The following is a 26,724-nucleotide window of genomic DNA, read 5'->3' as shown; positions in this document are numbered from 1 at the left end:
GGACAGCGTCGAGTCCCGGCCCGCGCCTCAGCGCAGCCAGCCGAACAGCTCGTAGTCGTGGTCGGGCGTGTAGCGCCGGAACAGCAGGCTGTTCGTGAGCACCGAGACCGACGAGAGCGCCATCGCGCCGGCCGCCAGCACGGGCTGGAGCAGGCCGAGCGAGGCCAGCGGGATCATCGCGGTGTTGTAGCCGAGCGCCCAGAAGAGGTTCTGCTTGATCTTCTGGAGCGTGCCGTCGGAGATGCGGATGGCCTTCACCACGTCGAGCGGGTCGTCGCGCATCAGGGTCACGTCGGCGGCCTCGATGGCCACGTCGGTCCCGGAGCCGATGGCGGTGCCGACGTAGGCGGTGGCGAGGGCGGGCGCGTCGTTCACGCCGTCGCCGACCATCATGGCCTTCGTGCCGTCCTGCTGGATGGCGTCGACCGCGTCGGCCTTGTCCTCGGGGAGGACGCCGGCCCGGACGTTCGCCGGGTCGATGCCGACCTGCTCGGCGACGGCGCGGGCGGTGCGCTCGTTGTCGCCGGTGATCATGTGGACCGCGACGCCGCGGTCGTGGAGGGCGGCGACGGCGTCCGTCGCGGAGTCCTTGATGGTGTCGGCGTCGGCGACGACGCCGGCCAGTTCGTCGTCCACGGCGACCAGCATCGCGGTCTTCCCCTCGCTCTCGAGGCGGTCCATCGCGTCCTCGGCGGGGTCGGTGTCGATGCCGGCCTCCTGGAGCAGTTCGCGCTTGCCGACCCGGACCGCACGGCCCTCGACGGTGGCGACGATGCCCTTCCCGGGGACGTTCTCGAAGTCCGTCGAGTCGGGGAGGTCGATGCCGCGCTCTTCGGCGCCCGCGACGATGGCCTGGGCGAGCGGGTGCTCGCTGTTCTGCTCGGCGGCGGCGGCCATCCGGAGGACGAACTCCTCGTCCAGCGTCTCGGGGTCGGTGGTGGCCGCGCCCGCGCCGTCGGCCCGGGGCGGGTCCACGACGACCACGTCGGTCAGGCGCATCTCGCCGGTGGTGAGGGTGCCGGTCTTGTCGAAGACGACGGTCTCGACGTCCCGAACGCGCTCCAGCACGTCACCGCCCTTGAACAGGACGCCGTTCTGGGCGCCGATGGTCGTCCCGACCATGGTGGCCGCGGGGGTCGCGAGCCCGAGGGCACAGGGGCAGGCGATGAGGACCGCCGAGGCGAACACGATGATGGCGAACTCCTGGGCGCCGATGGCGGCCGGCCCGCCCAGGATGACCCCCCAGAGGGGCAGGGCGTTCACGACCCCGGCGAGGGCCTCGGGGGCGAGGTACCACACCGCCCCCCAGAACAGCGCGTTGACGATGACCGCGGGGACGAAGTACGCCGAGATGCGGTCCGCGAGGTTCTGGATCTCGGGCTGGCGGGACTGGGCCTCCTTGACCGTCTGGACGATCTGCTGGATGGCCGTGTCCTCGCCCACCTTCGTCGCCTCGACGACGAGCACGCCGTTCTCGTTGATGGTCGAGCCGACGACCTCGTCGCCGGGCTCCTTCGACACGGGGACGGACTCACCGGTGACCATGGACTCGTCCACGGCCGAGTCGCCCTCCACGACGACGCCGTCGGTGGGAATCTTCTCGCCGGGCCGGACCTTCATCCGGTCGCCGACCTGCACGTCCTCGAGGGGGACCTCGCGTTCGGTCCCGTCATCCTCGACGACGGTCGCGGTGTCGGCCTCCATCTCCAGCAGGGAGCGAAGCGCCTCGCTGGCCTGCCCCTTCGAGCGCGCCTCGAGGTAGTTCCCGAGCGTGATGAACACGAGGATGAGCGCGGCCGTGTCGAAGTAGAGGCCGGCACCCTCTATCGCGAAGACGAGCACGCCGAGGCTGTAGAAGTACGCCGTCGACGACCCGAGCGCGATGAGCACGTCCATGTTCGCGGTCCGGTTCTTCACCAGCGACTTGTAGGAGTTGGCGTAGAACGGCTTGCCGAGCAGGTACTGGACCGGCGTCGCGAGCGCGAAGGCGACCCAGCCGATGGACAGGCCGGTGCCCGGCACCGCCGCGGGCAGCACGCCGGGGAAGAACAGGTGCTCGACGAGCATGAACAGCAGCGGGAGCGAGAAGGCGGCCCCGATGAGCGTCAGCCGCTTCTGCTTGCGAATCTCGGCGTCGCGGGCCGACTCGCGCGCCTCGTCCTCGCCCTCGCCGGACTCGTCGCGGACCGGCGTGTAGCCCGAATCCTCGATGGCCTGGTAGAGGTCGGCACGGGAGACCACATCGGGGACGTACTCGATGCTGGCCTCGTCGGTCGCGAAGTTCACGTCCGCCCGGACGATTCCGGGGGTCCGTTCGAGGGCGTCGTCGATGGTCTCCGCACAGTTCGCACACGACATGTCGGTGATACCGACGGTCGTCGACTCCGTGACGGGCTCGTAGCCCGCGTCCCGGATAGCGTCGAGGACCGCGGCCAGCGACACCTCGCTCGACTCGTAGGTGACACTCCCGGCGTCGGTCGCGAAGTTGACCGACGCCTCGCGCACCCCGTCGAGCGACGTGAGGGCGTCCTGCACCGTGTTCGAGCAGTTGGCACAGGACATGCCCGATATCTCGAGTTGTATCGTCCGCTCTGGCATCTCGGTAGAACGTAGGGGCTACTCTTTCAATCGGGTTGTGCTTTCGATGCCGGTTCTGGAAGACCGGTTCGAATTTCGATTCGAAGCTACAGTCCGGGTTCCGCACACGTTCCGTGAGCAGTCACGCCCCTTCCTCCAGACGCTCGTACCGGTTCCGGAACCGGCCCTCGCAGGACGTACAGCAGAAGTTGTAGACGGAGTCGCCGACCCTGGCGGAGACACCCTCGCTGGTGACGGTGTTGCCGCACTCGGCGCACTCGAGCGCGAACTCGGTGCCGCCGACGCTCGGCGACCAGTCCACGTTCGACAGCAGTTCGACCGAGACGTCCCGGACGAGGGCCGTGTCGGTCACCGAGGCGAGCCACCGGTGGACCGCCGTGTCCGGCACCCGGGCGTGGAACGTCAGGTCGCCGTCGGCCGCCGTGAACAGGTGTTCGACCGCCTCGGCCTCGCGCAGGTCTGCCTTCACCGCGTCGGCCATCCCGGCGTCGAGTTCGAGGCGCACCAGGACGGGCGTCCCCTCGCGGAGTTGCGACCGGTCCACGTCGACCGTGAACCCGCGGACGACGCCGACCTCCTGCAGTCGCTTCACCCGGTCGGAGACGGCAGGGCCGGAGAGGCCGACCTGCTCGCCGATGTCGGCGAACGACCGGCGGGCGTCGTCGGCGAGGGCGCGCAGTATCTCCATGTCCGTATCGTCGAGGTCGCGCATACCGGGGTCGACGACACCCAGAGTCAAGAGTGTGACCCCAATCCTACTTTGGAGTCGAAAGCGAACCAGCAGGTGGAGTCCCCGACCACGAACGGAAAGGCGAATAATCCTCCTCCCCCTATCCTCGACCATGAGCCAGACACTGACGGTCGAAGGCATGAGCTGTGGGCACTGCGAACAGACGGTCGAGGACGCCCTGCTGGACGTCGCGGGCGTCGAGGACGCGACGGCCGACAACGAGGCGAACTCGGTGACCGTGACGGGGAGCGCCGACGTCGACGACCTCGTCGCGGCCGTCGAGGACGCCGGCTACGACGCCTCGGCCTGAACCGACCTGCTGAATCGACCCGCCGTTTCTCAGGGTTCTGCGACGACCACCAGCCGGTGGCTCTCGCGTTCCAGCTCGCTCCCGTCGAGCCCCCCGTACAGGTGGACGGCCGAGAACCCGGCGCGTTCGAGCAGCCGGCGCAGCTCCGCCGGGGCGTACAGCCGCAGGTCCCACGACACCTCGCCGACGTGGTCGTAGCCGTCGTCGCGCTCCTCGAACAGCGTCAGCGTCGTCTCCATCCGGCCCGTCGCCGGGGTGTACTCGCCCTCCTCGACGCTGAGGACGCCATCGTCCCGGGCCGCGAACGAGGACCGGAAGTTCGCCATCGTCGCCTCCTTGTTCGCCAGCTCCATCACCAGCACGCCGTCGTCGGCGACCGTCCCGTGCAGGCCGGCCGCGACCGCCTCGTTCGTCGCCTCGTCGAAGTAGCCGAAGGCGGTCCACATGTTGGTGACGAGGTCGTACTCGCCGTCGACCGCATCGAGGTCGCGCATGTCGCCCACCTCGAAGGTCGCGCGGTCGGCCACGCCCGCCTCGGCGGCCCGGTCCCGGGCGGTCTCGACGTACGCCGGCGAGATGTCGACGCCCCGGACCGTCACCCCCGACCCGGCGAGTTCGACCGCGTGCCGGCCGATGCCGCAGGCCACGTCGAGGGCGGTCGCGGGCTCGACGCCGTGGTCGCGGGCGAGGCCGAGCACCTGCTCGACCTGCTCCGGGGCGTCGTCGACGCGCTGTCGCATCGTCACCGCGAACACCTCCGGGTGCTCGACGAACAGTTCCTCGGTCCAGTGGCTCATGGACCGGGTTTCGACGCCCCGACGGAAAAAGCACTGGCGTCCGACAGGTCAGGACAGCAGGACCGGGGTCAGTAGACCGTGCCGCCGCCGTAGACGATGAGGACCGCGACGACCAGCAGCGCGACCGCGGCGAGGCTGGCGCCGTAGAGGAACGGTTTCGCGTCCGCGGCCGGCGCCCGCACCTTCTTCTCGGAGAAGCCGTCGGCGAGCTTGCTCGCGCCGACCTCGCAGAGGCCGGTGAGGACCAGCCAGAGCGCGAGCATCGCCAGCACGAGGTGGCCCCGGGCGCTCCCGAACAGGGAGACGCCGCCACTGTCGCCGATGGTGTAGAGGGTGCCGGCGAGGTGGCCACCGGTGACGAAGAGGACCACCGAGGAGGCGCGGGTGACCCAGCGGAACCGGCCGACGATCGACTCCATCGGGTTCGCGTTCAGTGCGCCGTCTAGCGCCGAGGGGAGGAGCCCGAGGGTGAGAAAGAGCACGCTCCCGGCCCACAGGGCGGCGGTCACGCTGTGCAACGTCCGCATCACGAGGTCGAGGATGGCGACCATATCCGCGGGATGTGACCGGGGGGCGAAAAGCGTTGACTATTCCGACGGCCCTGCACAGTCCGCACAGAGCAACTCGATGGTCGCGGTCTTCGAGCCGAGCACCGTCTCCAGGTCGTTCACCGGGTGCGTCTCGCCGCAGCGTTCGCAGTCGGCCATCGGCTGGGAGACGTCCCCGAGCAGGGTGTCCACGTCGAAGGCGTCGCCCGTCTGCAGTGCCCCCGCGCCGAAGGCGTCCTCGCCGGCGTCGCCCCCGGCGGTCTGCCCGCCGACGGCTGGCTCGGGCTCGACCACGCTCGCCAGCGCCTCGCTGAAGAACTCGGCCGCGAGGTCGTCCGGGAGGCCGGCGTTGCCGTACAGTGCGGCGACGAGGTCGTCGTGGAGCGCGTCGGCGGACCGGTCCTCGCGTGCCGCGACGGCCGCGAGGGCGGCCTGTTCGCGCTCGGCCGGCCCGTCGCTCTCGGCCGGGTCGCGGATGAAGTGGTCGACGACGGCCCGGACCTGCCGGCGGACCGCGGGGGAGACGCTCCAGCGGGCCGGGAACGCGTCGTCGATGTGGTCGTCGAGGTCGCCCGCCCCGTGAGGGCCCTCGAAGTCCGAGGCGAGTTCGGCGGTTGCGGAACCGGCCTCTGCCTCTGTGCCCGCCGCGTGAACCGGTTCTGGGTGTGCGCCAGTCGACGGCTCTGTGGGGCCCGCCTCCGCGGTCGGCGCGTCGCCGGCAGGGTTGCCCGGGTCGGGGGCAGCGCCGGTGGCGTCGGCCGTCTCCGTCACCGCCTGCTCGGCCGTCCCGTCGGGAGTCTCTGCAGGCGTCGTGCCAGCGGCCGAATCGACGACCTCGCCGGGGCGTTCGGCCGCGTTGGGGTCCAGTCGGCCGGAGGCGAGGTCACAGAGGGTCGTCAGGCTCTCCTGGAGCGACGAGGGGTGGTAGCCGTGGCAGTCGGCGTACAGTCGGTCGATACGGTCGGCGAGTCCCGCGGGTATCTCGACCGTCACGACCGCCTCGTCAGTGTGCTGACCCTCGTCCATCGTGAACGCTCTCACCGTCGAGACGTATAAATTTCACTGACCCCGGCGCTGGACCGGACGTCGCCGGGACGCTCTCGATGCGTACAGTTATCACCCCACGGGGACGACATACGGAATCGAACCGGAACGATGTGGACAAGGAACCGACTCGTGCTGTTCGCCGTCGCCATCGCGGTCCTGCTCGTCGGGACCACGCTCACCGCCCCGTCGGTGAGCACGCCCGACCGCGAGGAACCGGACCGCCACCTCGTGACCCTCGGCGAGAGCGACACCGCCATCTGGCCCTACGTGGGCCCGAAGCGGAGCTTCGAGCGGCGCGCGAGTTCGATCAACCTCGTCGTGCAGGCCGACGCCGACGAGGTGACCCGGCGGCTCAGGACGGGAGAGACGGCGTTCAACGACAGCGAACCGGCCTTCACCGAGGAGAACCGCTCCGAGCGACAGGTCGACAACGGCACGGGCGTCACCTGGTCCGACGCCTACGGCGCGAAGCGGTACGTCTACTACGAGACCGACACCCAGCAGGTGTGGACCGCACAGACGAGCCAGTTGCACCACGGCGACTACTTCGGCGGCCAGTACCACGTCCGGGTGTACGACCTCAAGCAGGCCGAGGAGAACTGGACCGTCGTACAGGCACACGACGAGCACTGGGACTGGTTCACCCTGACCCACACGGTCGACAGCCTCGAGGAGGCCCGCGTCACCATCGAGCAGGACTTCATGGCCGCGGCCGGGACCAGCGAGGTCCAGCGCGTCTACTACGACAACGGCGACACCTACGACCACGACGGCTGGACCACGCTCGTCCACCTCGCGCTCCTCCCCCTGCTCGGCGCGACCGCGTTCGTCCCGTCCATCGAACAGGCGGTCGACCGGCTCTGGACCCGCCACACCGTCTGGCGGGTCGTCCTGTTCCTCGCCATCCCGGCGGTCGTGCTCGCGGTCCGGGCCGGCGGCGTCGCGGCGGAGAACTACCTCACGCTCGACCCCGACGTCGTCGTGGCCGCGCTGTATCCCGTCCTCGTGTTCGGGACCCCGGCCGTCGCGTTCGCGGCCGGGCGCCGCCTCGAACCGACCGACGGCTTCCTGTTCGGCGCGCTCGGCTTCGGCATGGCCGTCGTCGTCGACTACGCCGTCATCGGCATCTCGGTCCTCCCCATCGAGATCGTGATGCACCGGGTCGGACTGGCCGTGGCTATCGGCCTCATCGCGGCCGGCGCCCGCCCCCGCGAGGAGTTCGACTTCGAACCGGCGCTCGTCGTCGGGTCGATGCTGTGGTTGCTGTTCGTCGTCACGGCCCACGTGGTGTGAGCCGCGTGCCCGCGGCGGTCGTCGGCCAGCCGCCAGGCAGTCTGTACGCTTTTGTCGGACCCACCCGAACCGTCGGCCCGTGCTTCGCCCTCGCCCCGCGCCCCGGGTCCCGACCCGCCCGAGGCACAGTCTCTCCCACCCGCAGGCCCAGCCGTGGCGTGATTCGCCGTGATGCCCCGGTTCGACCACGTGCGCCGCATCGCTCGCACCGAGGTCCGCCGGACCGTCCGCGGCGTCGGCGACAACCGGACGCAACTGGTCGCGGTGGCGTTCACGGTCGCGATGTTCACCGTCATCGCCGGCATCGCCGGGTACGCACTCGTGCAGGTCGGCGAGGCGTTCCGGGCCGGCGACGTGCCGGACATCCCAGTCGCCGACGGGGTCGTCGGGCTGGTCCGGGGCGCCGTCGGCCTCGCCTTCCTCGGGCTGGTCCTGATGAGCGCCATCCGGACCGTCGGGAAGCGCGCGACCGTCGACGAGCCGGCCGGGCTGTTGCTCGCGAGCCGCGTCCGCGACGTGGTGCCGGCCGTGGTCTGCAGCGAGTTCGTCCTCTACCTCTCGTGGCTGCTCGCGCCGGTCCTCGTCGTCGTGGTCGGCTTCAGCTACGGCGCGGGGGCACCCGGCGTCGTGCTCGCCCTGCCGGCGGTCGTCGTCGGCGTCGGCCTGCCGGGCATCTGGCTCGGCTACCTCGTCGGGCTGGTCGCGCACCACCTCGTCACGCGCTACCCGCCACTGGCGCGCAACCGGGGCGTCCTCGTCGCCGTGGCGTTCGTGGCCTACTTCGGCCTCATCTTCACCGGCACCTTCGGCGAGGCGGTGTCGCTGCTGTTCGACCCGGTGCAGGCGTCGCCCCTGTCGTGGTACGGCGACCTGCTGTTGCTCGGCGCACCGGCCGTCTCGCCGTCGCTCCTCCGGGCGGGCGCGGCGGTGACCGCGACCCTCGCGCTCCTGCCGGTGCTGCAGGTCGCCACGGTGCGGGTCGCCTCGTACCACTGGTTCTCCGACCCGGCCCACGACGCCGAGACGGACGAGGCGGAATCGGCCGCGGTCGGCCCCGACGCGCTGACCGGCGACAGCGTCCTGTCGCGGGTCACCGACCCACTGCTGCGGCCACTGGCCCGGCCGACCCGGCAGGTGGTCCGGGTCGCGTGGCTCCGGACCCGGCGCGCGCCCATCAAACTGCTCTACCTCGGCTACCCCCTGTTCGCGTTCCTCCAGCAGTTCGCGACCATCGTCGAGACCGGCGAGGTCCCGGCGCACATGCCCTTCCTGCTGGCGCTGTACGTCGCCTGGGGCGCCGCGATGGCGTTCACGCTGAACCCCCTCGGCGACGACGGCCCGGTGCTGCCCGCGACGCTGAGTTCGCCCCTCACCGGCCGGCAGTTCGTCACGGGGCACGTCCTCGCCGGGGTGCTCCCCGGCCTGCCCGTCGCGCTGGTGGTCGTCGGTGCGAGCGCGGCGGCCAGTCCGCTCTCGCCGGACCTGGCGGCCGCGGCGGTCGGGACGGGCCTGCTCGGCGTCGTCCTCGCGCCCGTGCTCGCCGCGGGCATCGGCGTCTCGTTCCCCCGGTTCGGGAGCGTGAAGGTCGCCGGGAACCGGAAGGCGGTCGTCCCGAGCAAGACCGCGATGCTGGTGTTCTCGCTGGCGCTCGGGGCCGTCGCGTACGGTGCCGCACTCGCGTTCGTCCCGGTCGCCCGGGAGGCCACCGTCGGCATCCTCGGGCTGGTCGTCGCGGTCGCGACCCCGTGGGAGCTCTCGCTGGCGGCCGGGACGGCCCAGCCGGTCGGGTACGCGCTGGTGCTGGCCGGGGCGGTCGCGCCGCTGGCCTCCTTCCAGTACGCGGTCGGGCAGTACGACGCCTACACCGTGGACTGAGCCGTCGGTCGTCGGGTCGCCGGTCGTCGAATCGCCGATTGTTGCGCCGCCGCCGGTCGCGTCACCGGAACCGTTCCGGCGTGAGCCGGGGGAGCTGTTTCCGGATCATCGTGTACCCGAGCGAGACGAGCAACCCGCCGACGACGAGCTGGCGGACCAGCCCGTCGAAGACGAGCAGACCCGGCACCGCGACGAGGGCGCCGACCGCGAAGTCCTCCGGGGCGCCGTCGTACCGGATGTAGCGCCGGGGGGCGACCCAGCGCTTCAGCGGGTGGACGTACACCGCCCGGGTGGAGGTCGCCTCCCAGGGCCGGAGTTCGAGGCCGCCGCCGAGGGCGTCGCTCGCCGAGTGGATGGCGGCCGCCGCGAGGAAGACCGCCGCGCCGACGGTCAGCTGACTCGGCGCGAGCACGGCCGCGGCGGCAGCCGGCACGGTCGCGACCGAGTACCAGACGGGGAAGTGCAGGGTCTTGCGGTGGACCGCCGCCATGTCGAGGTCCGGGAACGTGCCGCCGGCGAGTCCCGCCAGCGCCGCGACGACCCCGAACCCGGGGGCGACGGCGTTGACGGCGACGGCCAGGAGGAGTCCCACGAACGCGTGGGTGGTCGCCATCATGGTGTCGGTGGTAGGACTGGCGACCTGAAAACCCTGTCTCCCGGCAGGGTTTTTCGCCTGGCGTGTGTACCCCCGGGCATGTCGCTGACACTCTACCAGCTCGACGGCTGTCCGTGGTGCGAGAAGGTGGCCGACCGGCTCGACGAACTCGACGTGGAATACGAGAGCGTCTGGGTCGAGGCGCTGCACTCCGAGCGCGACGAGGTGAAACGCGTCTCCGGCCAGCGCGCGGTCCCCGTCCTCGTCGACGACGAGACCGGCGTGACGATGAACGAGTCCGCGAACATCCTCGAGTACATCGACACGACCTACGCCGAGGCGTAGGCCCCCGGTTTCGCCATCGAAAGCACTACTTCTGGGCGGCCGTACCTGACAGCCATGCCCACACCGACCGTCGGTGACGACGCCGACGACTTCTCGCCCGACCGCGAGTACGCCCGCGACCTCGACGACGCGGACCCGCTGGCCGACCTGCGCGAGCGGTTCTTCGTGCCCGAGGACGAGCGCTACATGGACGGGAACTCGCTCGGCCTCTGCTCCGAGGACGCGGCGGCCGCCCTCGACCAGGTGGTCGAGGAGTGGAAGGAACTCGCCATCCGCGGCTGGACCGACGCCGACCCGGACTGGTTCCACTACGGCGAGCGCCTCGGGGACCGCATCGCCCCCCTCGTCGGCGCCCGCGAGTCCGAAGTGGTCGTCGGCAACTCGACCACCGTCAACATCCACACGCTGGTCGGGACGATGCTCGACGCCCACGACGGCGAGACCGTCCTCGTGAACGACCTCGACTTCCCGACCGACCACTACGCCATCGCCGCCCAGTTGCGCCAGCGCGGCCTCGACCCCGACGAGCACCTCCTGCGCGTCGAGAGCGAGGACGGCCGGACCATCACCGCAGATGCGGTCGAGACGGCCCTCGAAACCCACGACGTGGACATCGTGTTCATGCCGACGGTGCTGTACCGGTCCGGGCAACTGCTGGACGTGGAAGCAATCACCGAACTCGCCCACGAGCACGACGCCCTCGCCGGGTTCGACGCGGCGCACTCGGTCGGGGTGGTTCCCCACGAGTTCGACGAGGTGGGCGTCGACTTCGCGGTCTGGTGCACCTACAAGTACCTCAACGCCGGGCCGGGCGCCATCGCCGGCCTGTACGTGAACGAGCGCCACTTCGACGCCGAGCCCGCCCTCGCCGGCTGGTGGGGCCACGACAAGGCGACCCAGTTCGAGATGAACCACGCGTTCACCCCCGCCGACGACGCCGGCGCGTGGCAGATCGGCACGATTCCGGTGCTGGCGGCCGCGCCCCTGGACGGCGCACTCGACGTGACCCACGACGCCGGTATCGAGGCGCTGCGCGAGAAGTCGGTGCTGCTGACGGACTACCTGATTCGTCTCGCCGACGAACGCCTCGTGGACCTCGGGTACGCGGTCGGGACTCCCCGCGACCCAGAGCGCCGGGGTGGGCACGTCGCGATAGAGCACGAGGAGGCATACCGCATCAGCCAGGCGCTCAAAGAGCGCGGCGTGGTCGTGGACTACCGCCCGCCGAACGTGGTTCGCGTGGCGCCCTCGCCGTACTACGTCGGCTTCGAGGAGGTCTGGACCGTGGTCGAGGACCTGCACGACATCGCGGCGAACGAGCTGTTCCGGGAGTACGAACCGCAGTCCGGCGGCGTGACGTAGGTCGTCGCCGGGACAGAAGGAGAGGCCGTCTCAGTCGTCGTCGATGTCGATGGTCTCGGACTCGTCTTCGACCTCGTCTGCGTCCGCCGCCTCGTCTTCCGCGGCCTCGTCGACGTCGAGTTCGACGGGCTCGGTCTTCGCGGCCTCGGCCTTGTCGCCGGCGCGGTCGGCGAGGATGTAGCCGAACAGGCCGCCGACGAGCATGCCCAGGCCGGACGCGCGGGCCGACTCGACGTACCAGTCGCGGGGTTCGAGTTCGCCGGTGTTCTCGAACGTCGGGGAGAGCACGACGCGCTGGGCGATCTTGACGGTCTTGCGCGGGGCGATGAGACTGAGAAGCCCGTACGCCGCGGTCGCGGCCGACACTGCCTTTCGGATCTTCGGGGAGCCGAGCATACCTGTGGCTACGTCGCCCACCGGGAAAAACCCCGACCAAACGGCAGGGTCGGCTGGTGGGGACCGTGGCGCGGCCGGCTACACTACAGTGTCTGGAGCCCCGACAGTTTTCGTCCCGGCGACGCTGGGTGGCGTATGGACATCGACATCGAGGCCATCCGTGCAGAGGCCCGCGAACAGCGGGCGAACGCCTCGGCGTCCGAACTCGAAGCCATCGACCGCCGGGTCACCGAGTTGCTCGACCTGCTGGGGAAGGCCCACACCATGGCCATCCTCCGGGAGTTCGCTCTCGGCGACGACGCCTACCGCTTCTCCGAACTCGAGGACCGGCTGGAGGTGTCGCCGACGACTCTCTCGAACCGCCTCGGCGAACTCACCGAGGCCGGCCTGCTGACCCGGCGGTCCTACGACGAGATACCGCCCCGGGTCGAGTACCGGACCACCGAGACGGCCGACGCGCTCGACCCGATGTTCGAGCACCTCCACCGCTGGGCCGCGAGCCACGAACTCGAATAGCTACAGTTCCTGTAGTTACTACAGGGTCGCCGAGATGACTATATAAGCAGGCGGCGGTGCTACCCTGTGCCGATGACAGACGGTTCCGAACGACTCGCCATCGACGCGCGGGACGTTCGCCTGACCTACGGCGACGGCACCGAGGCCGTCAGGGGTATCGACCTCGCCATCCCGGACGGGGAGTTCTTCGGGTTCCTCGGCCCGAACGGGGCCGGGAAGACGACGACCATCAAGACGCTGGTGACGCTGCTCCAGCCGACCGGTGGCGAGATAACGGTCAACGGGCACGACGTGACCGCCGACCCGCGGGCGGTCCGGCGCTCCATCGGTTACATGCCACAGGAGACGAGCGTCGACCCGGAGCTGACCGCCCGCGAGAACGTGAAGTTCGCCGCGGAGGCCTTCGGCGTGCCCAAGAGCGAACGCGCCGACCGCATCGACGAGTTGCTCGACCTGACCGACCTCGCCGACGTGGCCGACAAGAGGGCCAAGACGTTCTCCGGCGGGATGAAGAAACGGCTCGACGTGGCGACCGTGCTGGTCCACGAGCCACCCATCGTCTTCCTCGACGAGCCGACGACAGGGCTCGACCCCAAAGCCAGGAACCGGCTCTGGGAGTACTTCCGGCGCATCAACGAGGAGGGCACCACGGTCTTCCTGACGACGCAGTACCTGGAGGAGGCCGACGAACTCTGCGAGCGCCTCGCGGTCATCAAGGACGGCGAGATCGTCATCGAGGGCGCGCCCGACGACCTCAAAGCGCGGGTCGGCGGCGACGTCCTGGAGATCGAACTCGACGACCCGACCCCGGACCGGCGCTCGCGGGCGGCCGAGGTCGTCCGGGAGTCGGGGCTGCTCGACGGGGCCGAGGTCCAGACGACCGAGGAGGGCGTCAGCGTCGCCTCCGAGCGCGCCCGGTCGGTCGGAACCGACGTGCTCATCGCGCTGAAGGAGGCCGGCTTCACGCCGACGGGGTTCACCGTCCACTCGCCGACGCTGGACGACGTGTTCCTCGCCATCACGGGCGAGCCGACCGAGGAGACGGCCTCCGAGGCCGAATCGTCGGCGGTCGCCGCCGAGGAGGTGCTGCGATGAGCTCCGAGACCGCTACCGGGGGCCAGACCATCGCACCCGGCAACGGCTGGCTCGGCGACGTCTGGGTGAACTTCAAGCGCTGGAACCTCAAGGCAGTGCGGAACCCGTTCGTGCTCACGGTCTCGACCATCCAGCCCGCCGTCTTCCTCATCCTCTTCTCGGAGGTGTTCGGCGGGGTCGCGGGCGCCGCCCTCTCGGGCCTGCCCGGCGACATCAGCTACGTCTCGTACCTGACCCCGGCCATCGTGATGCAGGTCGCGCTCATCGCGGCCGCCACCTCCGGCATCGGCCTCGTCGAGGACATCGAGGACGGGATGTTCGAGAAGACGCTGGTCTCGCCGATGCGGCGCTCGGCCGTCTTCGTCGGGAAGACGCTCTCGGAGATGCTACGCATCGCGGTCCAGATATGCATCGTACTCGGGCTCGGCAGCCTGCTCGGGGCGGAGGTCGCCACGGGCATCCCCGGCGCGCTCGCCATCATCGGCGTCGGCATCGTCTTCTCCATCTGGTTCGCGTCGTTCTCGAACGTCATCGCCATCAAGACGAAGAACTCCGAGGCGACCATCATCGCGGCGAACATCCTCCAGTTCCCCCTGCTGTTCCTCTCGACCGCGTTCCTGCCCAAGCAGGCGCTCCCGGAGTGGGTCCAGACGTTCGCCGAACTCAACCCCATCACCTACGGGGTCGAGGCCGCCCGCGAGATAATGCTGTTCGGCTGGGACACCGGCGTCATCCTCGAATCGCTGGCCGTCCTCGTCGCGCTCGACCTCGCGCTCGGCGCGGTCGCCATCTACGTGCTCACGAAGGCGTCGAGTTCGAAGGTGCAGTAGGCCGGGCAGGGATCGGTCGGGGGCCGTCAGGAGCCGGCCGGGGACCGGTCAGGGACCGGTCGGGAACTCCTCGCCGCCGTCGACCCAGGCGGACCCGCCGTCGCCACCGCCGGTCTTGTAGACGCCGCGGGCGGTGGCGACCGACTGGCCGGTCACGTCCTCGACCGTGATGTCGACGGTCGCGACGTCACCCCCGTTCCGGACGACCTCCGCTTCGGCGACGAGGTCGTCGGTCGCCGGCGAGAGGTGGTCGATGCGGATGTCGATGGTGGGTGTGGGCTTGTGGACGAGGGAGATGATGGCCGCGCCGCCGACGTGGTCCGCGAGGGAGTGGACCACGCCGCCGTGGGCGACGACCCGACCGGGGACCGACGAGTGCTCCTCGCCGAGTTCGAGGACCCCGCGAGCGTAGCCCTCGTCGGCATCGGTGAGTTCGATGCCGAGGTGCTGGGCGTAGGGCATCGCGTCGAAGATGTCTGCGACGGTCATGGCACTGGACAGGAGAGCCACCGTGAAACCGTTTCGCCAACGGGAGAGAACGGGCCGACCGTGGATTCTGGGCAGACGGGTGAGCGTGTGTCGGCTATCGTGGCAAACATTTTCCACGTATCGGACACGTTATTTCGTCGATGCGACGACGTGCCCTCCTCGGAACGATCTCCGCCGGGATGACACTCCTCGGCGGGTGTAGCGACCTCCAGTCGGGTGGCGGCCAGCCCGACGTGTACAACCCAACCGGACGCGCCACAATCCGCCCGCTCCAGACACCGTTCGTCCGACACGGCATCGACAGCGACGCCGACCAGTACCTGTACGCGGGACTGTTCACCGAGGGTGCGACCCTCGACGTGACCGACGAACCAGATGCACGACGGTACGCCGCCGAGGTCGCGAGTCTCGCGACCGACCAGTTCGCGCTGCTCACGACTCTCCGGACGTCGGCGAGTAACCCGGCATACTTCTGGCCCGCCGAAACCGAGTGGCGGGACGGCCGCCTCCGGGTCGAACTCGAACGGCAACCCAAGTCGCCACTGGACTCCGGCGACGAAGCGGTAGGTGTCGCACTGACGACGTTCGACGTCGACGGCGAGCCGCCGGACGGGGCCAGTCTGGTCACTCCCGGCGGTGCGACGCTCTCGGTCTGAGGCTGCCACACCGCTGGTGTATCGGCCTCGGGGACATCCGCTGACGAGGACAGTCGTGGGGCGGGCGCCAACCGCGGCGACGACCGCCAATCACAACCCCTACGGTGCCTGCCCGAACACCCTGAGCCATGCAACTGGGCGTAATCGGACTCGGCCGGATGGGCCGTATCGTGGTAGACAGAGTTCTCGACGCCGGCCACGACGTGGTCGCGTTCGACCTCGACGACGACGCCGTCGCGGCCGCCGCCGATGCAGGGGCCACCCCCGCCGACTCGGTCCGCGGGCTGGCGAACGAACTCGGCGAGGACAAGCGCATCTGGCTGATGGTGCCGGCCGGCGAACCGGTCGACGCCGCACTGGACGACCTCGAACCGCTGCTCGACGAGGACGACGTGGTCGTCGACGGCGGGAACTCCCACTTCGAGGACTCGGTCCGCCGCGCCGAATCGACCGACGCGGCCTACCTCGACTGCGGGACCTCCGGCGGCCCCGCGGGCGCGGAACTCGGCTTCTCGCTCATGGTCGGCGGCCCGCAGTGGGCCTACGACGAGCTGGTCCCGGTCTTCGACGCGGTCGCGACCGGCCCCGACGGCCACGACCGCATGGGCCCCGCCGGCTCCGGCCACTACGTCAAGATGGTCCACAACGGCGTCGAGTACGTGCTGATGCAGGCCTACGGCGAGGGCTTCGAACTGCTCGCGAACGGCCGATACGACCTCGACCTCGAGGCCGTCTCGCGCACCTGGAACAACGGCGCGGTCATCCGGTCGTGGCTGCTCGAGTTGTGCGAGGAGGCGTTCCGCGAGGAGGGCAACGACCTCGGCGACGTGGCCGACCACGTCGCGGGCGGCTCGACCGGCACCTGGACGGTGCAGGAGGCGCTCGAACAGGAGGTTCCCGTCCCGCTCATCTACCAGTCGCTCGCCGAGCGCTTCGGGTCGCGCGCCCCCGAACAGGGCCGGTTCTCCCGCCGGCTGGCGAACCGCCTCCGGTACGGCTTCGGCCGCCACGAGGTCGCCCGCGACGACTGAGGACAGCAGGCGACCGATTCCAGCGGAGATACACTTTTCAGGGGTCGCCGCGCCTCGTGTTGTATGTCAGCACTTACCAGTTCTGGTGGTCGTCGATGACCGCGGCGGCGGACCTGGTCGCGACGCTCGAAGCGAGCGGCGTCTCGACCGTCTTCGGCTTCCCGTGCGAACAGCTGGAACCGTACTACGCCGCGCTCGCGGACTCGGGAATCCGACACGTGCATCCGCGAAGCGAGGCCAGCGCGGCGATGATGGCCGACGCCTACGCTCGCGTCACGGGCCGACTCGGCGTCTGCGACGGCGTGGGCGGCCCCGGGGCGGCGTACACCGGCGTCGGGCTGACCGAGGCCGAGGGTGCCTCGAGTCCGGTCCTCGCGCTCACCGGGGACAACGACCGGTCCTTCAGGGGACGCGAGGCCATCCAGGACGCGGACAACGCGGCCATCCTCGACGCGTTCGTCGGCGCGAGTCACGACCCCGAATCGCCCGACCGGGTCGTCGAGGCGGTCCGGAACGCGGCGCGTGCGGCCACGGTCGGCGTCCCGGAGCCGACACACGTGAACCTGCCCGAGGACGTCCTCGCGGGGGAGACGGAGGCGGGACCGGGTGAGGCACTCTCGCTCGAGTTCGCCACCGGGCGACCCGCGCCCGCCGCGGACGACGTGGCGGCACTCGCCGACGTGGTGACCGAGGCCGAGCGCCCGGTCGTCGTCGCGGGCGAGGGCGCACTGCGCGCGGACGCCGCCGACGCCGTGACCGCGTTCGCGGCCGAGACGAACACCCCCGTCGTCACGTCGATGAACGGGAAGGGCGTCGTCGCCGAGGACGAACCGTACGCCGGCGGCGTCGTCGGCCGCTGGGGGTACTGCGAGGTGGCGAACGACCTCGTCGAGGACGCCGATGCCATCCTGGGGCTGGGCTGTCGCTTCGGCGAGCTGTCGACCGTCGGCTGGTCCCTGCTCCCGGACGACGCCACGCTGGCCCACGTCGACCTCGACCCGCACTGGCTCGGGCGCAACTACGACGCCGACGTGGCCGTCCAGGCCGACCTCCGGGCGACGGTCGAGGCGCTGCGCGAGGCACTCCTCGCGGTCGACTTCAGCGAGCGACGACCCCGCATCGAGCAGGTCGCCGCGGACCGCGAGGCGTGGCGCGAGGAGTACGCCGGGCGACTGGAGAGCGACCGGACGCCCATCGACCCGGCCCGCGTCGTCGCCGAGCTCCAGTCCACGATGCCGGAGGACGGCCTGCTCGTCTCCGCGACGTCGTTCCCCGGCTTCTTCACCGGCGCCTTCTACGAGGTCCGCGAGCCCGGTATCGGCTACATCCAGGCCCGCGGGAGCGACGGGATCAACTGCTGTCTCCCGCAGGCACTCGGCGCGCAGGCGGCCGACCCGGACCGGGCGGTCGTCGCCGTCTCGGGCGACGGCGGCATCGGCTACCACATCGCCGACCTCGAGACCGCCGTGCGCGAGGACCTCCCGGTCGTGGTCGTCGTGCTGAACAACCAGTCGCTCGCCTCCTCGAAGGCCAGCCAGCTGACGAACTGGGGCGTCGACGTCTCGACCGACTTCGAGGCCGGCACCGACTACGCGGCCGTGGCCCGCGGGTTCGGCTGTGCGGGGGCCGTCGTCGAGGACCCGGACGCGGTCCGCCCGGAACTCGCCGACGCGCTCGCCCGCGACCGACCGACGCTGCTCGACGTGCGGGTCGACCCCGGTGCGGTGCCGCCCGTGCTGATGGACTGACGGCGCCTCCGTGTACCCGGGTCAGAGCGAGTCCGCCGGCTCGTACACCCCGGCGTCCGTCTCCGCGTACCGCGCCTCGAGCACGTCCCGGAGCACGTCTGCGCCGACCATCGACTCGATATCGAACGGGCCGACCGCCCCGCCGCTCCCGCGCTTCAGTATCTCGTTCAGCGTCTCGGCGTCCGCGACGTCGTCGTCGACCATCCGGTGTGCCTCGTTCACCAGCGCGGCGACGATGGGCTGGACGTCGTGGGGCGCTTCGACAGCGGGCAGGACCGCCTCGCCGTCCTCCCAGACGAAGAAGCCCTCCCCGTCCTTCGCTCCCGCCCGCCCGTCGGCGACCATGCCCTCCATGCGCTCGCGGACCGGGGTGGGCGGGGCGAAGCGCCCGTCGTACTCCTCGGCGAGGTTGTCGACCGTGGCGAGGTGGATGTCGAGCCCGATGAGGTCGACGAACGCGAGCGGGCCGCGGGGGAACCCCATGTTCCGCGCGCCCACCTCGATGGCGGCCGCGTCGGCGGCCAGCAGCTCCCAGGTCCCGGCGCACTTGATGGCCGCCGAGAGGCGGCTGAGGCCGTTCGCCCGGCGCTCGGTGCCGAGCCGGAACGGTTCCTTCCCCATCCCGCGGGCGACCGACACCGCGAGGTCGAGGGCGGCCTCGCTGGCCCGTTCGCCGTTCACCTCGACGACGTCGCGCGGGATGGCGGGGTTGGCGAAGTGGAAGAGGACGACCCGTTCCGGGTGGTCGGCCGCCGCAGCCACGTCGCTGGCGGTCAGCGAGGAGGTGTTGGTCCCGATGACCGCGTCGGGGTCGAGGACGGCTTCGAGGTCCGCGAGCAGCCCGTGTTTCGCGGCGAGGTCCTCGCTGATCGCCTCGACCACGAACTCGCAGTCGGCGAGCGCGTCGAGGCCCGTCGCGTAGTGGACGCGGGAGACGACCGTCTCGCCGGCGTCCGCCGGCCGCAGGCCCGCGTCGACGAGCGCCGCTCCGACCTCGCGCTCGTGGTACCGTTCGGCCGCCGCGAGCGCGTCCTCGTCGACGTCCACGAGGACGACCTCGGCACCGCCGTTCGCCAGCAGGGCGGCGATGTCCCGACCCATCACCCCGGCGCCGACGACGCCGACGTGACGGCCGGCGAGCGACCCCCGACTCGTGCTATCAGGTGACATGTCCGGGGCGACGGGGCGAGGGCTTAAAACTCCTCGTCGAACCCCTCCAGGAGGCCGATTCCCCGCCCGGCGAGGTACCGTCGCCGGACGAGGTAGTACGCCCCGCCGGCACCGACGGTCAGCCCGGCCCACGCACCGAACAGCAGCGGGCTCTGGCTGGCGAGCAGGACGAGCAACACGGCGTTCGCACAGACGGCCGCCACCGCCAGTGCGACCGTCACCCGGGCAGGGACCGGCAGTGGCGTCGCCGCGTACCGGTCGGGGTGCCGGCGGACGAACCTGACCGCGGCGACCATCATCGGGACGATGAGGACGATGCCGCCGAACCCGAGCAGCGAGCCGAGGTCCGCGACCGGCAGCGGGCTGAGCAGGGAGGCGAGCGAGAGCAGGAAGACGAGCGTGAGCCCCCAGTGCGGCGTGTCGAACCGGGCGTTCGTGTCCGCCAGTACCGCCGGGAAGAAGCCGTCGTCGGCGAGGACGACCATGTACTTCGGAGCGATGATGAACACGGCGTTGATGCTGGTCGCGATGGCGAACAGCGCCCCACCCACGACGAAGAACGTCGCCAGCGCCGGCGGGAGGGCGACCTGGGCCGGGACGCTGAGCGTCGCGCCGTCCATCGACCCCGGGCCGGCTGCGCCGACGGTTCCGACCGCGACCAGCGCCGTGCCGACGTAGAGGACGAACACGAGCGGGATGCTCACCGCCAGCGACCGCGGGATGGTCACCGTCGCGGCCTGCACGTCCTCGCCGAGGTCCACGATGAAGTTCGCGCCGAGGCAGACGAAGTACAGCACGCCGGCGCCCGTCAGGAGGCCGGTGACCCCCGTCGAGAGGAACGGCTCGAAGTTCGCGGGCTCGACGGCGGGGGCCCCGACCACGATGAACACGACGAGACTCGCAACCAGCGTGGCGAACAGCAGCAACTGGACGCTGGCGGCCACGTCGATACCGGCGAGGTTGACCAGGTAGAACGCGGTCAGGACGACGACGCCGACGCCCACCGGGTCGACCGCGACGAGCGAGTCGACGTACCGGCCGAAGCTCAGGGCGTACACCGGCAGGCCGCCGCCGAACATGCTGATGGAGAGCCCCCAGGCGGTGAGGAACGCGACCCGCGGTGACCAGAGCCGGCTCGGGTACCAGTAGTTCCCGCCGGTCACGGGCCGGGCGGCCGCGAGCGCCGCCGTCGGCACCAGACTCATCGCGACGACGGTGAACGTGAACACGTAGGACAGCGGGACCGCGGTGCCAGCCAGCGTCGTCGCGACGCCCGTCAGCGAGAACAGCCCCGCCCCGACGATGAGCCCCACCTCGATGGCGACCGCCTGCAGCAGGCCGACGCTGTCGCCGGCCCCGTCGCCGCCCCCGCCGTCGCCGGCCGTCATCGCTCGGACTCGCGTCGACCGGGCCGACACCCGTGCTGGCCCCTGGCCGTGCCTCGTCCCGTCTCGCCCCCAGCGACCGGGGCGAGCGTCGACGCTTCGTCGTCGACCGCCCACCGCCCCACCACCGATTGCATGTCTCTCTCTAACAGGGACCCGACACTAATACTCTCCCCCGGTCGACGCGGCGGCACCGGTCGAGACGAGCCACCCCGACCCAGGGACGCGAGTGACAGTCCGGCCCGATAATTTATGTATTGGGTCGGAGACAGGAGATGGTATGGTGAAAAGTACGGTCCGATTCTCCGAATCGACCGTCGACGAGATCGAGTCACTCGTCGAGGAGGGGGTCTTCGAGAGCAAATCGGAGTTCTACCGCTTCGCGTCCGAGTACATCCTCGAGCAACTCTCGGACGACTACGAGCCGTCGACCGTCGACTTCGAGGACATCAAGAACGACGTCTTCCCCGACGAACAGCTCATCGAACCGGCCGAAGGCCCCGAGTCCGGCCTCCCCTTCTTCGAGTCCGTCGCGACCATCCGGCGGTTCGTCATCCGCGGGAACGTCCAGGACGCCGAGGACTTCATCGACCACCACTACAACAGCAGTTCCCGCGACGCCCTCCTCCTCGAGGAACTGCTGGAGTGCTACTGCCGGCAGTACGGCGCCGCCCGGTCGAACCGCGAGTGACCAGCCGACCCCCTCCGACGACGACTCGTCTCACCCCCTTCTGCCAGCGCGAGTGACGGCCGATTCCCTCCCCTGTGCCCGCTCGCCAATCACAAATGAATTAAACCCGTACTCCAAATCTCCGAACACATGGCCATCAACGAACTGGGACTGGCTATCGGGCTCTCCCTGACGGTCATCGCCGTCGTCATGCACTTCTTGCGTGGGACCGCATGGACCCCCACCGAGGACATCTCGCAGGAGGTCCTCGAACGACGCGCGTCGACCGTCGCCGAAACCGACTTCCCCGAACCCATGAACCGCGCCATCGGCGGCGGTGGCGCTGCCGGCGCCATCGCCGGCGGCGAGGCCGGTGGCGAACTCGAGGGCGGCGAGGACGCCGAAGAGGAGTCCACGAGCCCGGCCGATATCCCCGAGGACGAGGTCGAGTACTTCGACATCGAGTACACGAAGGAGGGCGCGACCGTCGAGGTCGCCAACAACGAGACCCTGCTCGAAGCCGGCGAGGACGAGGGCTGGGACCTCCCCTACGCCTGCCGACAGGGCCAGTGTGTCTCCTGTGCGGGCCACATCGCCGACGGCGGCGACTCCCGCGACTACGTCGTCCACGACAACCAGGAGATGCTCGACGACCCCGAACTCGAGGACGGCTACGTCCTGACGTGTGTCGCCTACCCCAAGGCCGAGTTCACCATCGAGACGAACGAGACGCCGTAACAGCCCGCAGACCCCCCGTTCTTCGTTTCTCACACGCCCCGGAGAGATTTCTTTCGCGGCCGTCACCTCGATACAACAGATTGAAACGGTAGTGTTTCGTTTCGAAGTAGCGTGAACAGCACACCCTCAGACAGTATCACAGAGGGTGGCCTCGCGCGACCCATGTTCCGGCTCGCGTGGCCGATCGTCGCCCTCCAGCTCCTCCAGGTCACGTACAACATCGCGGACACCTTCTGGCTCGGGCAGTTCGACACCGACGCCCTGGCCGCCATCAGTCTCGCGTTCCCCCTCATCTTCCTCCTCATCTCGGTCGCCGGCGGCTTCACCGCGGCGGGCAGCATCCTCGTCGCCCAGTACACCGGCGCGAAGAGCGAGGGCTCGGCGGGCCGCGTCGCCGGCCAGACCATCTCGTTCGTCTCCATCCTCGCGGTCGGCCTCGGCCTCGTCGGCTACGTCTTCACCGAGGAGATGCTCGGCCTCCTCCCCAGCCAGGCCGAGACCGCCGCGAACGTCATCCCCCTCGCCGCCCGCTACATGGAGGTGTTCTTCCTCGGCATCGTCTTCATGTTCGGCTTCTTCGTCTTCTCGGCGCTCATGCGCGGTTACGGCAACACCAAGACCCCGATGCGGGTCATGCTCGCCAGCGTCGCCATGAACGTCGTCTTAGACCCCATCCTCATCTTCGGCTGGGGGCCCATCGACGGCATGGGCATCGTCGGCGCCGCCGTCGCCACGGTCGCCTCCCGCGGCCTCGGGACCGTCCTCGGCCTCTACATCCTCTTCATGACCGACGCCGGCCCCACCATCGAGCTCCACCACCTCGCGCCGGACCTCGACGTCATCAGGGACATCGTCGACATCGGCGTCCCCAGCGCGCTCGAACAGTCCGCCAGCGCGCTCGCCATGGTCACGCTGACCGCCATGATCGTCCAGTTCGCCCCGCCCGTCGTCGCCGCCTACGGCCTCGGCAACCGCATCGCCTCGCTCATCTTCCTCCCCGCGATGGGCCTCGGCCGCGCCACCAACACCATGGTCGGCCAGAACCTCGGTGCAGGCAACACCGAGCGCGCCGAACGCGCCGTCTGGCTCGCCGCGAAGGTCTCCGGCGGCGTCCTGCTCGTCGTCGGCGTCCTCGTGTTCCTCTTCCCCACCGTCCTCGTCGACGCCTTCGTCAGCAAGGACATCCCCGACGCCCTCGCCACCATCGACCTCGGCGCCGAGTACATCCAGATCCGCACCGTCGAGTTCGCCTTCATCGGCGTCCTGCAGGTCCTGCTCGGCGCCTACCGCGGCGCCGGCAACACCAAGACCGCCCTCGTCTTCTCGCTCGTCGCGCTCTGGATCGGCCGGGTGGCGACCGTCTCGGTCCTCGCGTTCGACACCGTCCCCATCCTCGGCATCGCCGGCTACGGGATGGGCGCGACCGGCTTCTGGTACGGGATGGCCATGGGCAACGTCGTCGGCGCCATCGCCGCTGGCCTCTGGTTCACCCGCGGGACGTGGAAGCAGTCGGTCATCGACAAGCGAGGGCCGAGCCCGTCGGTCGCCGACGGCGGCGAGGAATAACGGCCTGCCATCGAAGCGCCCCCTATCGCTTGTCCAGTTCACAACCGTTATGTCGGCGCGATTGCTACGGTTCCCTGAGGGCCCGTAGCTCAGTGGACAGAGTGCTTGGTTCCGGACCAAGATGTCGCGGGTTCAAATCCCGTCGGGTCCGTCCCGTTTCGTACCGTTTCAAATTCGACAGACAGCGGTAGGTCCCTCTTATATTGAGTGTCCTACGCGTCAGCGAGTTCGATACGCTTCGTACCGCGGGTCGTCGCCTTCACGCGATTCTGCTGATTTAAGGTGCGCAGAGAGCATAATCCTGTGGTCATACGTTTTCGTGTGAGTCCATGTCTCGTGCTCTGTATCACCAAAGGTCAGGTCCACGGCCGCCACGCCGGCCAATAACGAGCGAAAAAGTAAACAGAAACACGACACTAGCGCCTCCTAACAACCACATCTGCTCTGGTGGCTGGATCTCCTGATACGCCAAGTACGCCTGAATCAAGGCCGTCGCTGCCAGCAGTCCGGTAGCAAGCGTGAGCACTATGTCGATTTTTCGACTCTCCGAACGCCACTCATCTTCCTTTTTTGTCCGGTGCTGATCATGAGCAACTTGGTACCCCTCCTCAGTCAAACGATACACAACGAAATCTGTGTCATCGAATGGTTTGATATAGTGAATAAGACCCTCATCAAGAAGATGGTTTAGTTCAATTATGGCTTGATTTTCGGTGAGTTCAGTCTCTGTAAGTAACGTGGAATCTGAAGATAGACGTTCTACAACCTCATACCCATCTTCTGAAATATTTTCAGGGACAGTCATATGGCTCAGACTTACTACAACATCAGTCTCATAGAGGACCTCGAGAACGCTGACCCATCCACGTGTTACCCATTTTTCGCCATCTACAGTTCTTTCCATCGGTAAGATGGTTATTTAGTGGCCTGAAAAATATTCGTGATACCCGACTCATAGATCCCCCACGCGAACACGCTTGCATGAATCCAGCATCTCTCTTTAAATAGTACGAATCTTCGAATTTACACTCTGTTACCATCTTTGGAGAGTTGCAAGCCGCCCAAATAAATGTCAAATTAATATAGCTGACTTTGTTTAAATACCTTTTCAGAGACAATTCGTCGAGGCCGTGCTAAATACAGGGCGCGTATTCAGATCTGAGATGCGGAACCGATACCTTCCAGTTGGAGTTTCAATGTCAGTCCAGTTCTTCTTCAATTTCCTCTAGCGACTCTGCCACCTGAGTCATAATCTGGATATACGTACCTCGGTAGTCCCTGACCGGGCGGCTCATATCAACAGAATCCATAGCTCGCTGCCATTTACTATTCCCGCGGTGGGCACGGTCAATACGAAGGTCGTACACAGCATTAAGTGGATCAAGCAAATCCCCCGCTCTACTCTCATTGAACAGGTAGACGGACATTTCATAGAGTGCAGATTTCGATCCGTCCACCTCTTCAGCTCGTTCCTCCGGAAGGTAGTCCTGAATATTATCGATATGGTTCCCTCCAATCCGTTCAAAGAATACTTCATTGAGGGCTTCCATCGCGTCCAACAACTGGTCTTTCTCATTGCGGGCAGGCATAATCACCTGATCAACTGGGTCGTCCTCACGGAGGCCACCGAGCATTGGAGAGCCGTGAACTGATTGGAATTGTTCGGCAAGAGCATCAATCGCATCCATCACTCGGCTACTGTACGACGAATCCGCGTCTTCGTCGACAAATTTCCCCTCTATGTAGGTTGTAATGGCATGGTCAGGAACACCACCTTGTGGCGTTCTGTTATGCGCTTTCCAGTGTGGGACTTCAGATGCAGGGATCTTTTTCAGGTCCTCGAGAAGGATGACGACCTCATACTCCTCGTTCCGGAAGATCCGCTGTATCATGAGGTCTTGCCATTCGACATTGCCCATCTGCGCTGTTGACCACTCGACAGTCCCGTCTTCGGATTTTATGTACTTCTCCAGAACGTCCATGTCGAAGAACGCCCAATCCGTGTACCTTGCTGATCCAGGAACACCCCCTTCGACATCCTTAACTGAGAATTCGTTCCCGTCAAGTGTGACAAACTTAGCTTCCTTGTTTTCCTCAAGTTGGCGTTGGGCACTCGCATCACTCGTGGTCGGATAGATGGGGCAGAGCCAGTGGAGTTCGCCGCTGGGAATGGTGGAGAGGCCTGTGGTTGGGGAAGCATATCGGAATGCAGGGCCATCGAATACATCAACTGGTTCATGGTCTTTTTCTTCAATGTTGATTGTTTGACTCTCGTATTGTATTTCGCGGGTTTCGAAGTATCCGATGACGAGAGCGGCATCGCGGACGTCAAGGTAGTCAAGCAGGTATCCAGTTTGGATATCGATGTGAACGATGTCGTTTTCTAGTACTGTAGGATCTCCGAAGGTGAGTTCCTCCCATTTTTCATCGCTGAATCTGACCACTAGGTCGTCGGTGTGATATGTCACGTAGTTTCCGGGGGAGTCCTCAACGAGATCGTGGTAGTCGATGATTCCTGGTTCGAGCTGTGGCCGGTTGTAGCGGAAAGAGGTTAGGAAGCGGTCCATGTCGACTCCATTGAAGGTACGCGTGGTGCCGTCGTCCCATTCGTATCCTCCAGAGGGTGTGCCGACTTCGCCCCCTCCGTAGAATTCTAGTTCCCGGATTTTACCGTACGGGTCTGTATCTAAAAAGTCGTCAATGTCGTCAATGTCGACAAGTGCGGGTAGGGCATAGAACGTTTGCTTGAGCTCCCCATGGGCAGTCTCTATGGTGTTCGTTCCTTGCTGATAGACGCGGGTCCAGTTTCCTTCTATCGGATAATATTCGTGGGACTGGTCGAACGCGATCCATTCTGGAAGTTTACTTAAAGGGATTACCTGGTCAAAGACATGGAACATATTGACTAACAAGATGGAGGGGGAGACTAATAGA

The 26,724-nt window shown here is 68.0% G+C and carries 26 protein-coding genes and 1 tRNA gene; 15 read left to right on the top strand and 12 right to left on the bottom strand.

Features of this window, described 5'->3' with window-relative positions; translation table 11 throughout:
- Nucleotides 1-27: 27 nt before the first annotated feature.
- Nucleotides 28-2,598: a heavy metal translocating P-type ATPase gene (locus NOV86_RS14065; protein ID WP_267642190.1), complete on the bottom strand. Its 2,571-nt coding sequence runs from the start codon at nt 2,596-2,598 to the stop codon at nt 28-30.
- A gap of 121 nt (nt 2,599-2,719) precedes the next feature.
- Entirely contained in the window at nt 2,720-3,310 is a 591-nt protein-coding gene (locus NOV86_RS14060) for an AsnC family transcriptional regulator (RefSeq protein WP_267642188.1), read from the bottom strand.
- 130 nt (nt 3,311-3,440) lie between these two features.
- On the opposite strand from NOV86_RS14060, the gene NOV86_RS14055 reads away from it, so the two are divergent.
- Entirely contained in the window at nt 3,441-3,638 is a 198-nt protein-coding gene (locus NOV86_RS14055; RefSeq protein ID WP_267642186.1) for a heavy-metal-associated domain-containing protein, read from the top strand.
- Nucleotides 3,639-3,667: 29 nt separating this feature from the next.
- On the opposite strand, the gene NOV86_RS14050 is transcribed toward NOV86_RS14055, so the two are convergent.
- From NOV86_RS14050 to NOV86_RS14040, 3 genes are all read right to left on the bottom strand, one after another.
- Nucleotides 3,668-4,435 (bottom strand): class I SAM-dependent methyltransferase, encoded by a 768-nt coding sequence (locus NOV86_RS14050; RefSeq protein ID WP_267642184.1) that lies wholly within the window; start codon nt 4,433-4,435, stop codon nt 3,668-3,670.
- A 68-nt stretch (nt 4,436-4,503) separates the two neighbouring features.
- Nucleotides 4,504-4,986 carry a CopD family protein gene (locus NOV86_RS14045; protein WP_267642183.1) on the bottom strand — a complete coding sequence of 161 codons (483 nt, stop codon included), beginning with the start codon at nt 4,984-4,986 and terminating at the stop codon, nt 4,504-4,506.
- 36 nt (nt 4,987-5,022) lie between these two features.
- Nucleotides 5,023-6,009, bottom strand: a complete 987-nt coding sequence (locus tag NOV86_RS14040) for a hypothetical protein (RefSeq protein ID WP_267642182.1) — start codon at nt 6,007-6,009, stop codon at nt 5,023-5,025.
- Nucleotides 6,010-6,138: 129 nt separating this feature from the next.
- Between NOV86_RS14040 and NOV86_RS14035 the strand changes: the two genes are divergently transcribed.
- On the top strand, nt 6,139-7,323 hold the full coding sequence (locus tag NOV86_RS14035) for a hypothetical protein (RefSeq protein ID WP_267642181.1): 1,185 nt from the start codon (nt 6,139-6,141) through the stop codon (nt 7,321-7,323).
- A 171-nt stretch (nt 7,324-7,494) separates the two neighbouring features.
- Nucleotides 7,495-9,198 (top strand): hypothetical protein, encoded by a 1,704-nt coding sequence (locus NOV86_RS14030; RefSeq protein WP_267642180.1) that lies wholly within the window; start codon nt 7,495-7,497, stop codon nt 9,196-9,198.
- A 61-nt stretch (nt 9,199-9,259) separates the two neighbouring features.
- Here the strand turns inward: NOV86_RS14030 and NOV86_RS14025 are convergent, their stop codons facing one another.
- The gene (locus NOV86_RS14025) at nt 9,260-9,814 is read right to left on the bottom strand and encodes a metal-dependent hydrolase (RefSeq protein WP_267642179.1); all 555 of its coding nucleotides are present in this window, start codon (nt 9,812-9,814) and stop codon (nt 9,260-9,262) included.
- A 78-nt stretch (nt 9,815-9,892) separates the two neighbouring features.
- Here NOV86_RS14025 and NOV86_RS14020 point away from each other — a divergent pair, with 78 nt between their 5' ends.
- Together NOV86_RS14020 and kynU are read left to right on the top strand one after the other, a co-directional pair.
- Entirely contained in the window at nt 9,893-10,138 is a 246-nt protein-coding gene (locus NOV86_RS14020; protein WP_267642177.1) for a glutaredoxin family protein, read from the top strand.
- 54 nt (nt 10,139-10,192) lie between these two features.
- On the top strand, nt 10,193-11,500 hold the full coding sequence (kynU, locus tag NOV86_RS14015) for a kynureninase (protein ID WP_267642176.1): 1,308 nt from the start codon (nt 10,193-10,195) through the stop codon (nt 11,498-11,500).
- A gap of 30 nt (nt 11,501-11,530) precedes the next feature.
- Here the strand turns inward: kynU and NOV86_RS14010 are convergent, their stop codons facing one another.
- Nucleotides 11,531-11,896 carry a DUF6199 family natural product biosynthesis protein gene (locus NOV86_RS14010; RefSeq protein WP_267642175.1) on the bottom strand — a complete coding sequence of 122 codons (366 nt, stop codon included), beginning with the start codon at nt 11,894-11,896 and terminating at the stop codon, nt 11,531-11,533.
- A gap of 135 nt (nt 11,897-12,031) precedes the next feature.
- On the opposite strand from NOV86_RS14010, the gene NOV86_RS14005 reads away from it, so the two are divergent.
- The 3 genes from NOV86_RS14005 (at nt 12,032) to NOV86_RS13995 (ending at nt 14,337) form a co-directional block, all read left to right on the top strand.
- A complete protein-coding gene (locus tag NOV86_RS14005; RefSeq protein WP_267642173.1) occupies nt 12,032-12,412 on the top strand; it encodes a winged helix-turn-helix transcriptional regulator in 381 nt (126 codons plus the stop codon).
- Nucleotides 12,413-12,484: 72 nt separating this feature from the next.
- Nucleotides 12,485-13,507 carry an ABC transporter ATP-binding protein gene (locus NOV86_RS14000; protein ID WP_267642172.1) on the top strand — a complete coding sequence of 341 codons (1,023 nt, stop codon included), beginning with the start codon at nt 12,485-12,487 and terminating at the stop codon, nt 13,505-13,507.
- Complete coding sequence (locus tag NOV86_RS13995) at nt 13,504-14,337, top strand: ABC transporter permease (protein WP_267642171.1); 834 nt, start codon at nt 13,504-13,506, stop codon at nt 14,335-14,337. Before NOV86_RS14000 ends, NOV86_RS13995 begins: the two co-directional genes overlap by 4 nt.
- A 48-nt stretch (nt 14,338-14,385) precedes the next feature.
- Here the strand turns inward: NOV86_RS13995 and NOV86_RS13990 are convergent, their stop codons facing one another.
- The gene (locus NOV86_RS13990; RefSeq protein WP_267642169.1) at nt 14,386-14,826 is read right to left on the bottom strand and encodes a PaaI family thioesterase; all 441 of its coding nucleotides are present in this window, start codon (nt 14,824-14,826) and stop codon (nt 14,386-14,388) included.
- Between the two features lie 140 nt (nt 14,827-14,966).
- Here NOV86_RS13990 and NOV86_RS13985 point away from each other — a divergent pair, with 140 nt between their 5' ends.
- From NOV86_RS13985 to NOV86_RS13975, 3 genes are all read left to right on the top strand, one after another.
- Nucleotides 14,967-15,482, top strand: a complete 516-nt coding sequence (locus tag NOV86_RS13985; protein WP_267642168.1) for a hypothetical protein — start codon at nt 14,967-14,969, stop codon at nt 15,480-15,482.
- A gap of 128 nt (nt 15,483-15,610) precedes the next feature.
- Nucleotides 15,611-16,513, top strand: coding sequence for a phosphogluconate dehydrogenase (NAD(+)-dependent, decarboxylating) (gene gnd / locus NOV86_RS13980; RefSeq protein WP_267642165.1), 903 nt, complete (start codon nt 15,611-15,613; stop codon nt 16,511-16,513).
- A gap of 95 nt (nt 16,514-16,608) precedes the next feature.
- Nucleotides 16,609-18,261 carry a thiamine pyrophosphate-binding protein gene (locus NOV86_RS13975; RefSeq protein ID WP_267642164.1) on the top strand — a complete coding sequence of 551 codons (1,653 nt, stop codon included), beginning with the start codon at nt 16,609-16,611 and terminating at the stop codon, nt 18,259-18,261.
- Between the two features lie 21 nt (nt 18,262-18,282).
- On the opposite strand, the gene NOV86_RS13970 is transcribed toward NOV86_RS13975, so the two are convergent.
- Together NOV86_RS13970 and NOV86_RS13965 are read right to left on the bottom strand one after the other, a co-directional pair.
- Complete coding sequence (locus tag NOV86_RS13970; RefSeq protein WP_267642163.1) at nt 18,283-19,431, bottom strand: 3-hydroxyacyl-CoA dehydrogenase; 1,149 nt, start codon at nt 19,429-19,431, stop codon at nt 18,283-18,285.
- A gap of 23 nt (nt 19,432-19,454) precedes the next feature.
- A complete protein-coding gene (locus tag NOV86_RS13965; RefSeq protein ID WP_267642162.1) occupies nt 19,455-20,819 on the bottom strand; it encodes an APC family permease in 1,365 nt (454 codons plus the stop codon).
- Nucleotides 20,820-21,096: 277 nt separating this feature from the next.
- Between NOV86_RS13965 and NOV86_RS13960 the strand changes: the two genes are divergently transcribed.
- The 4 genes from NOV86_RS13960 (at nt 21,097) to NOV86_RS13945 (ending at nt 23,941) form a co-directional block, all read left to right on the top strand.
- Nucleotides 21,097-21,507 (top strand): ribbon-helix-helix domain-containing protein, encoded by a 411-nt coding sequence (locus NOV86_RS13960; protein WP_267642160.1) that lies wholly within the window; start codon nt 21,097-21,099, stop codon nt 21,505-21,507.
- A 129-nt stretch (nt 21,508-21,636) separates the two neighbouring features.
- Complete coding sequence (locus NOV86_RS13955) at nt 21,637-22,224, top strand: 2Fe-2S iron-sulfur cluster-binding protein (protein ID WP_267642159.1); 588 nt, start codon at nt 21,637-21,639, stop codon at nt 22,222-22,224.
- A gap of 111 nt (nt 22,225-22,335) precedes the next feature.
- Nucleotides 22,336-23,790, top strand: a complete 1,455-nt coding sequence (locus NOV86_RS13950; protein WP_438266721.1) for an MATE family efflux transporter — start codon at nt 22,336-22,338, stop codon at nt 23,788-23,790.
- A 78-nt stretch (nt 23,791-23,868) separates the two neighbouring features.
- Nucleotides 23,869-23,941: transfer RNA gene (locus tag NOV86_RS13945), tRNA-Arg, on the top strand.
- A 195-nt stretch (nt 23,942-24,136) separates the two neighbouring features.
- Here NOV86_RS13945 and NOV86_RS13940 read toward each other — a convergent pair.
- Both NOV86_RS13940 and NOV86_RS13935 read right to left on the bottom strand, forming a co-directional pair.
- Nucleotides 24,137-24,694 carry a hypothetical protein gene (locus NOV86_RS13940; RefSeq protein WP_267642157.1) on the bottom strand — a complete coding sequence of 186 codons (558 nt, stop codon included), beginning with the start codon at nt 24,692-24,694 and terminating at the stop codon, nt 24,137-24,139.
- Nucleotides 24,695-24,989: 295 nt separating this feature from the next.
- Entirely contained in the window at nt 24,990-26,690 is a 1,701-nt protein-coding gene (locus tag NOV86_RS13935; RefSeq protein WP_267642156.1) for a hypothetical protein, read from the bottom strand.
- Nucleotides 26,691-26,724 lie beyond the last annotated feature (34 nt).

It is taken from the genome of Haloarchaeobius amylolyticus, from assembly GCF_026616195.1.
GTDB lineage: Archaea > Halobacteriota > Halobacteria > Halobacteriales > Natrialbaceae > Haloarchaeobius > Haloarchaeobius amylolyticus.
The sequence above is the reverse complement of the archived record's forward strand: the minus strand, read 5'-3'. Positions and strand labels throughout refer to the sequence as shown.

What these genes read in the sequence shown, in the direction of transcription:
- NOV86_RS13970 (WP_267642163.1), bottom strand. Translation starts at nt 19,431, where the DNA reads ATGTCACCTGATAGCACGAGTCGGGGGTCGCTCGCCGGCCGTCACGTC.
- NOV86_RS14055 (WP_267642186.1), top strand. Translation starts at nt 3,441, where the DNA reads ATGAGCCAGACACTGACGGTCGAAGGCATGAGCTGTGGGCACTGCGAA.
- NOV86_RS13940 (WP_267642157.1), bottom strand. Translation starts at nt 24,694, where the DNA reads ATGGAAAGAACTGTAGATGGCGAAAAATGGGTAACACGTGGATGGGTC.
- NOV86_RS14020 (WP_267642177.1), top strand. Translation starts at nt 9,893, where the DNA reads ATGTCGCTGACACTCTACCAGCTCGACGGCTGTCCGTGGTGCGAGAAG.
- NOV86_RS13985 (WP_267642168.1), top strand. Translation starts at nt 14,967, where the DNA reads ATGCGACGACGTGCCCTCCTCGGAACGATCTCCGCCGGGATGACACTC.
- kynU (WP_267642176.1), top strand. Translation starts at nt 10,193, where the DNA reads ATGCCCACACCGACCGTCGGTGACGACGCCGACGACTTCTCGCCCGAC.
- NOV86_RS13935 (WP_267642156.1), bottom strand. Translation starts at nt 26,690, where the DNA reads ATGTTCCATGTCTTTGACCAGGTAATCCCTTTAAGTAAACTTCCAGAA.
- NOV86_RS14030 (WP_267642180.1), top strand. Translation starts at nt 7,495, where the DNA reads ATGCCCCGGTTCGACCACGTGCGCCGCATCGCTCGCACCGAGGTCCGC.
- NOV86_RS14000 (WP_267642172.1), top strand. Translation starts at nt 12,485, where the DNA reads ATGACAGACGGTTCCGAACGACTCGCCATCGACGCGCGGGACGTTCGC.
- NOV86_RS13965 (WP_267642162.1), bottom strand. Translation starts at nt 20,819, where the DNA reads ATGACGGCCGGCGACGGCGGGGGCGGCGACGGGGCCGGCGACAGCGTC.
- NOV86_RS13975 (WP_267642164.1), top strand. Translation starts at nt 16,609, where the DNA reads ATGACCGCGGCGGCGGACCTGGTCGCGACGCTCGAAGCGAGCGGCGTC.
- NOV86_RS14065 (WP_267642190.1), bottom strand. Translation starts at nt 2,598, where the DNA reads ATGCCAGAGCGGACGATACAACTCGAGATATCGGGCATGTCCTGTGCC.
- NOV86_RS14025 (WP_267642179.1), bottom strand. Translation starts at nt 9,814, where the DNA reads ATGATGGCGACCACCCACGCGTTCGTGGGACTCCTCCTGGCCGTCGCC.
- NOV86_RS14040 (WP_267642182.1), bottom strand. Translation starts at nt 6,009, where the DNA reads ATGGACGAGGGTCAGCACACTGACGAGGCGGTCGTGACGGTCGAGATA.
- NOV86_RS13990 (WP_267642169.1), bottom strand. Translation starts at nt 14,826, where the DNA reads ATGACCGTCGCAGACATCTTCGACGCGATGCCCTACGCCCAGCACCTC.
- NOV86_RS14035 (WP_267642181.1), top strand. Translation starts at nt 6,139, where the DNA reads ATGTGGACAAGGAACCGACTCGTGCTGTTCGCCGTCGCCATCGCGGTC.
- NOV86_RS13995 (WP_267642171.1), top strand. Translation starts at nt 13,504, where the DNA reads ATGAGCTCCGAGACCGCTACCGGGGGCCAGACCATCGCACCCGGCAAC.
- NOV86_RS14005 (WP_267642173.1), top strand. Translation starts at nt 12,032, where the DNA reads ATGGACATCGACATCGAGGCCATCCGTGCAGAGGCCCGCGAACAGCGG.
- NOV86_RS13955 (WP_267642159.1), top strand. Translation starts at nt 21,637, where the DNA reads ATGGCCATCAACGAACTGGGACTGGCTATCGGGCTCTCCCTGACGGTC.
- NOV86_RS14045 (WP_267642183.1), bottom strand. Translation starts at nt 4,986, where the DNA reads ATGGTCGCCATCCTCGACCTCGTGATGCGGACGTTGCACAGCGTGACC.
- NOV86_RS14060 (WP_267642188.1), bottom strand. Translation starts at nt 3,310, where the DNA reads ATGCGCGACCTCGACGATACGGACATGGAGATACTGCGCGCCCTCGCC.
- NOV86_RS14050 (WP_267642184.1), bottom strand. Translation starts at nt 4,435, where the DNA reads ATGAGCCACTGGACCGAGGAACTGTTCGTCGAGCACCCGGAGGTGTTC.
- NOV86_RS13960 (WP_267642160.1), top strand. Translation starts at nt 21,097, where the DNA reads ATGGTGAAAAGTACGGTCCGATTCTCCGAATCGACCGTCGACGAGATC.
- NOV86_RS14010 (WP_267642175.1), bottom strand. Translation starts at nt 11,896, where the DNA reads ATGCTCGGCTCCCCGAAGATCCGAAAGGCAGTGTCGGCCGCGACCGCG.
- gnd (WP_267642165.1), top strand. Translation starts at nt 15,611, where the DNA reads ATGCAACTGGGCGTAATCGGACTCGGCCGGATGGGCCGTATCGTGGTA.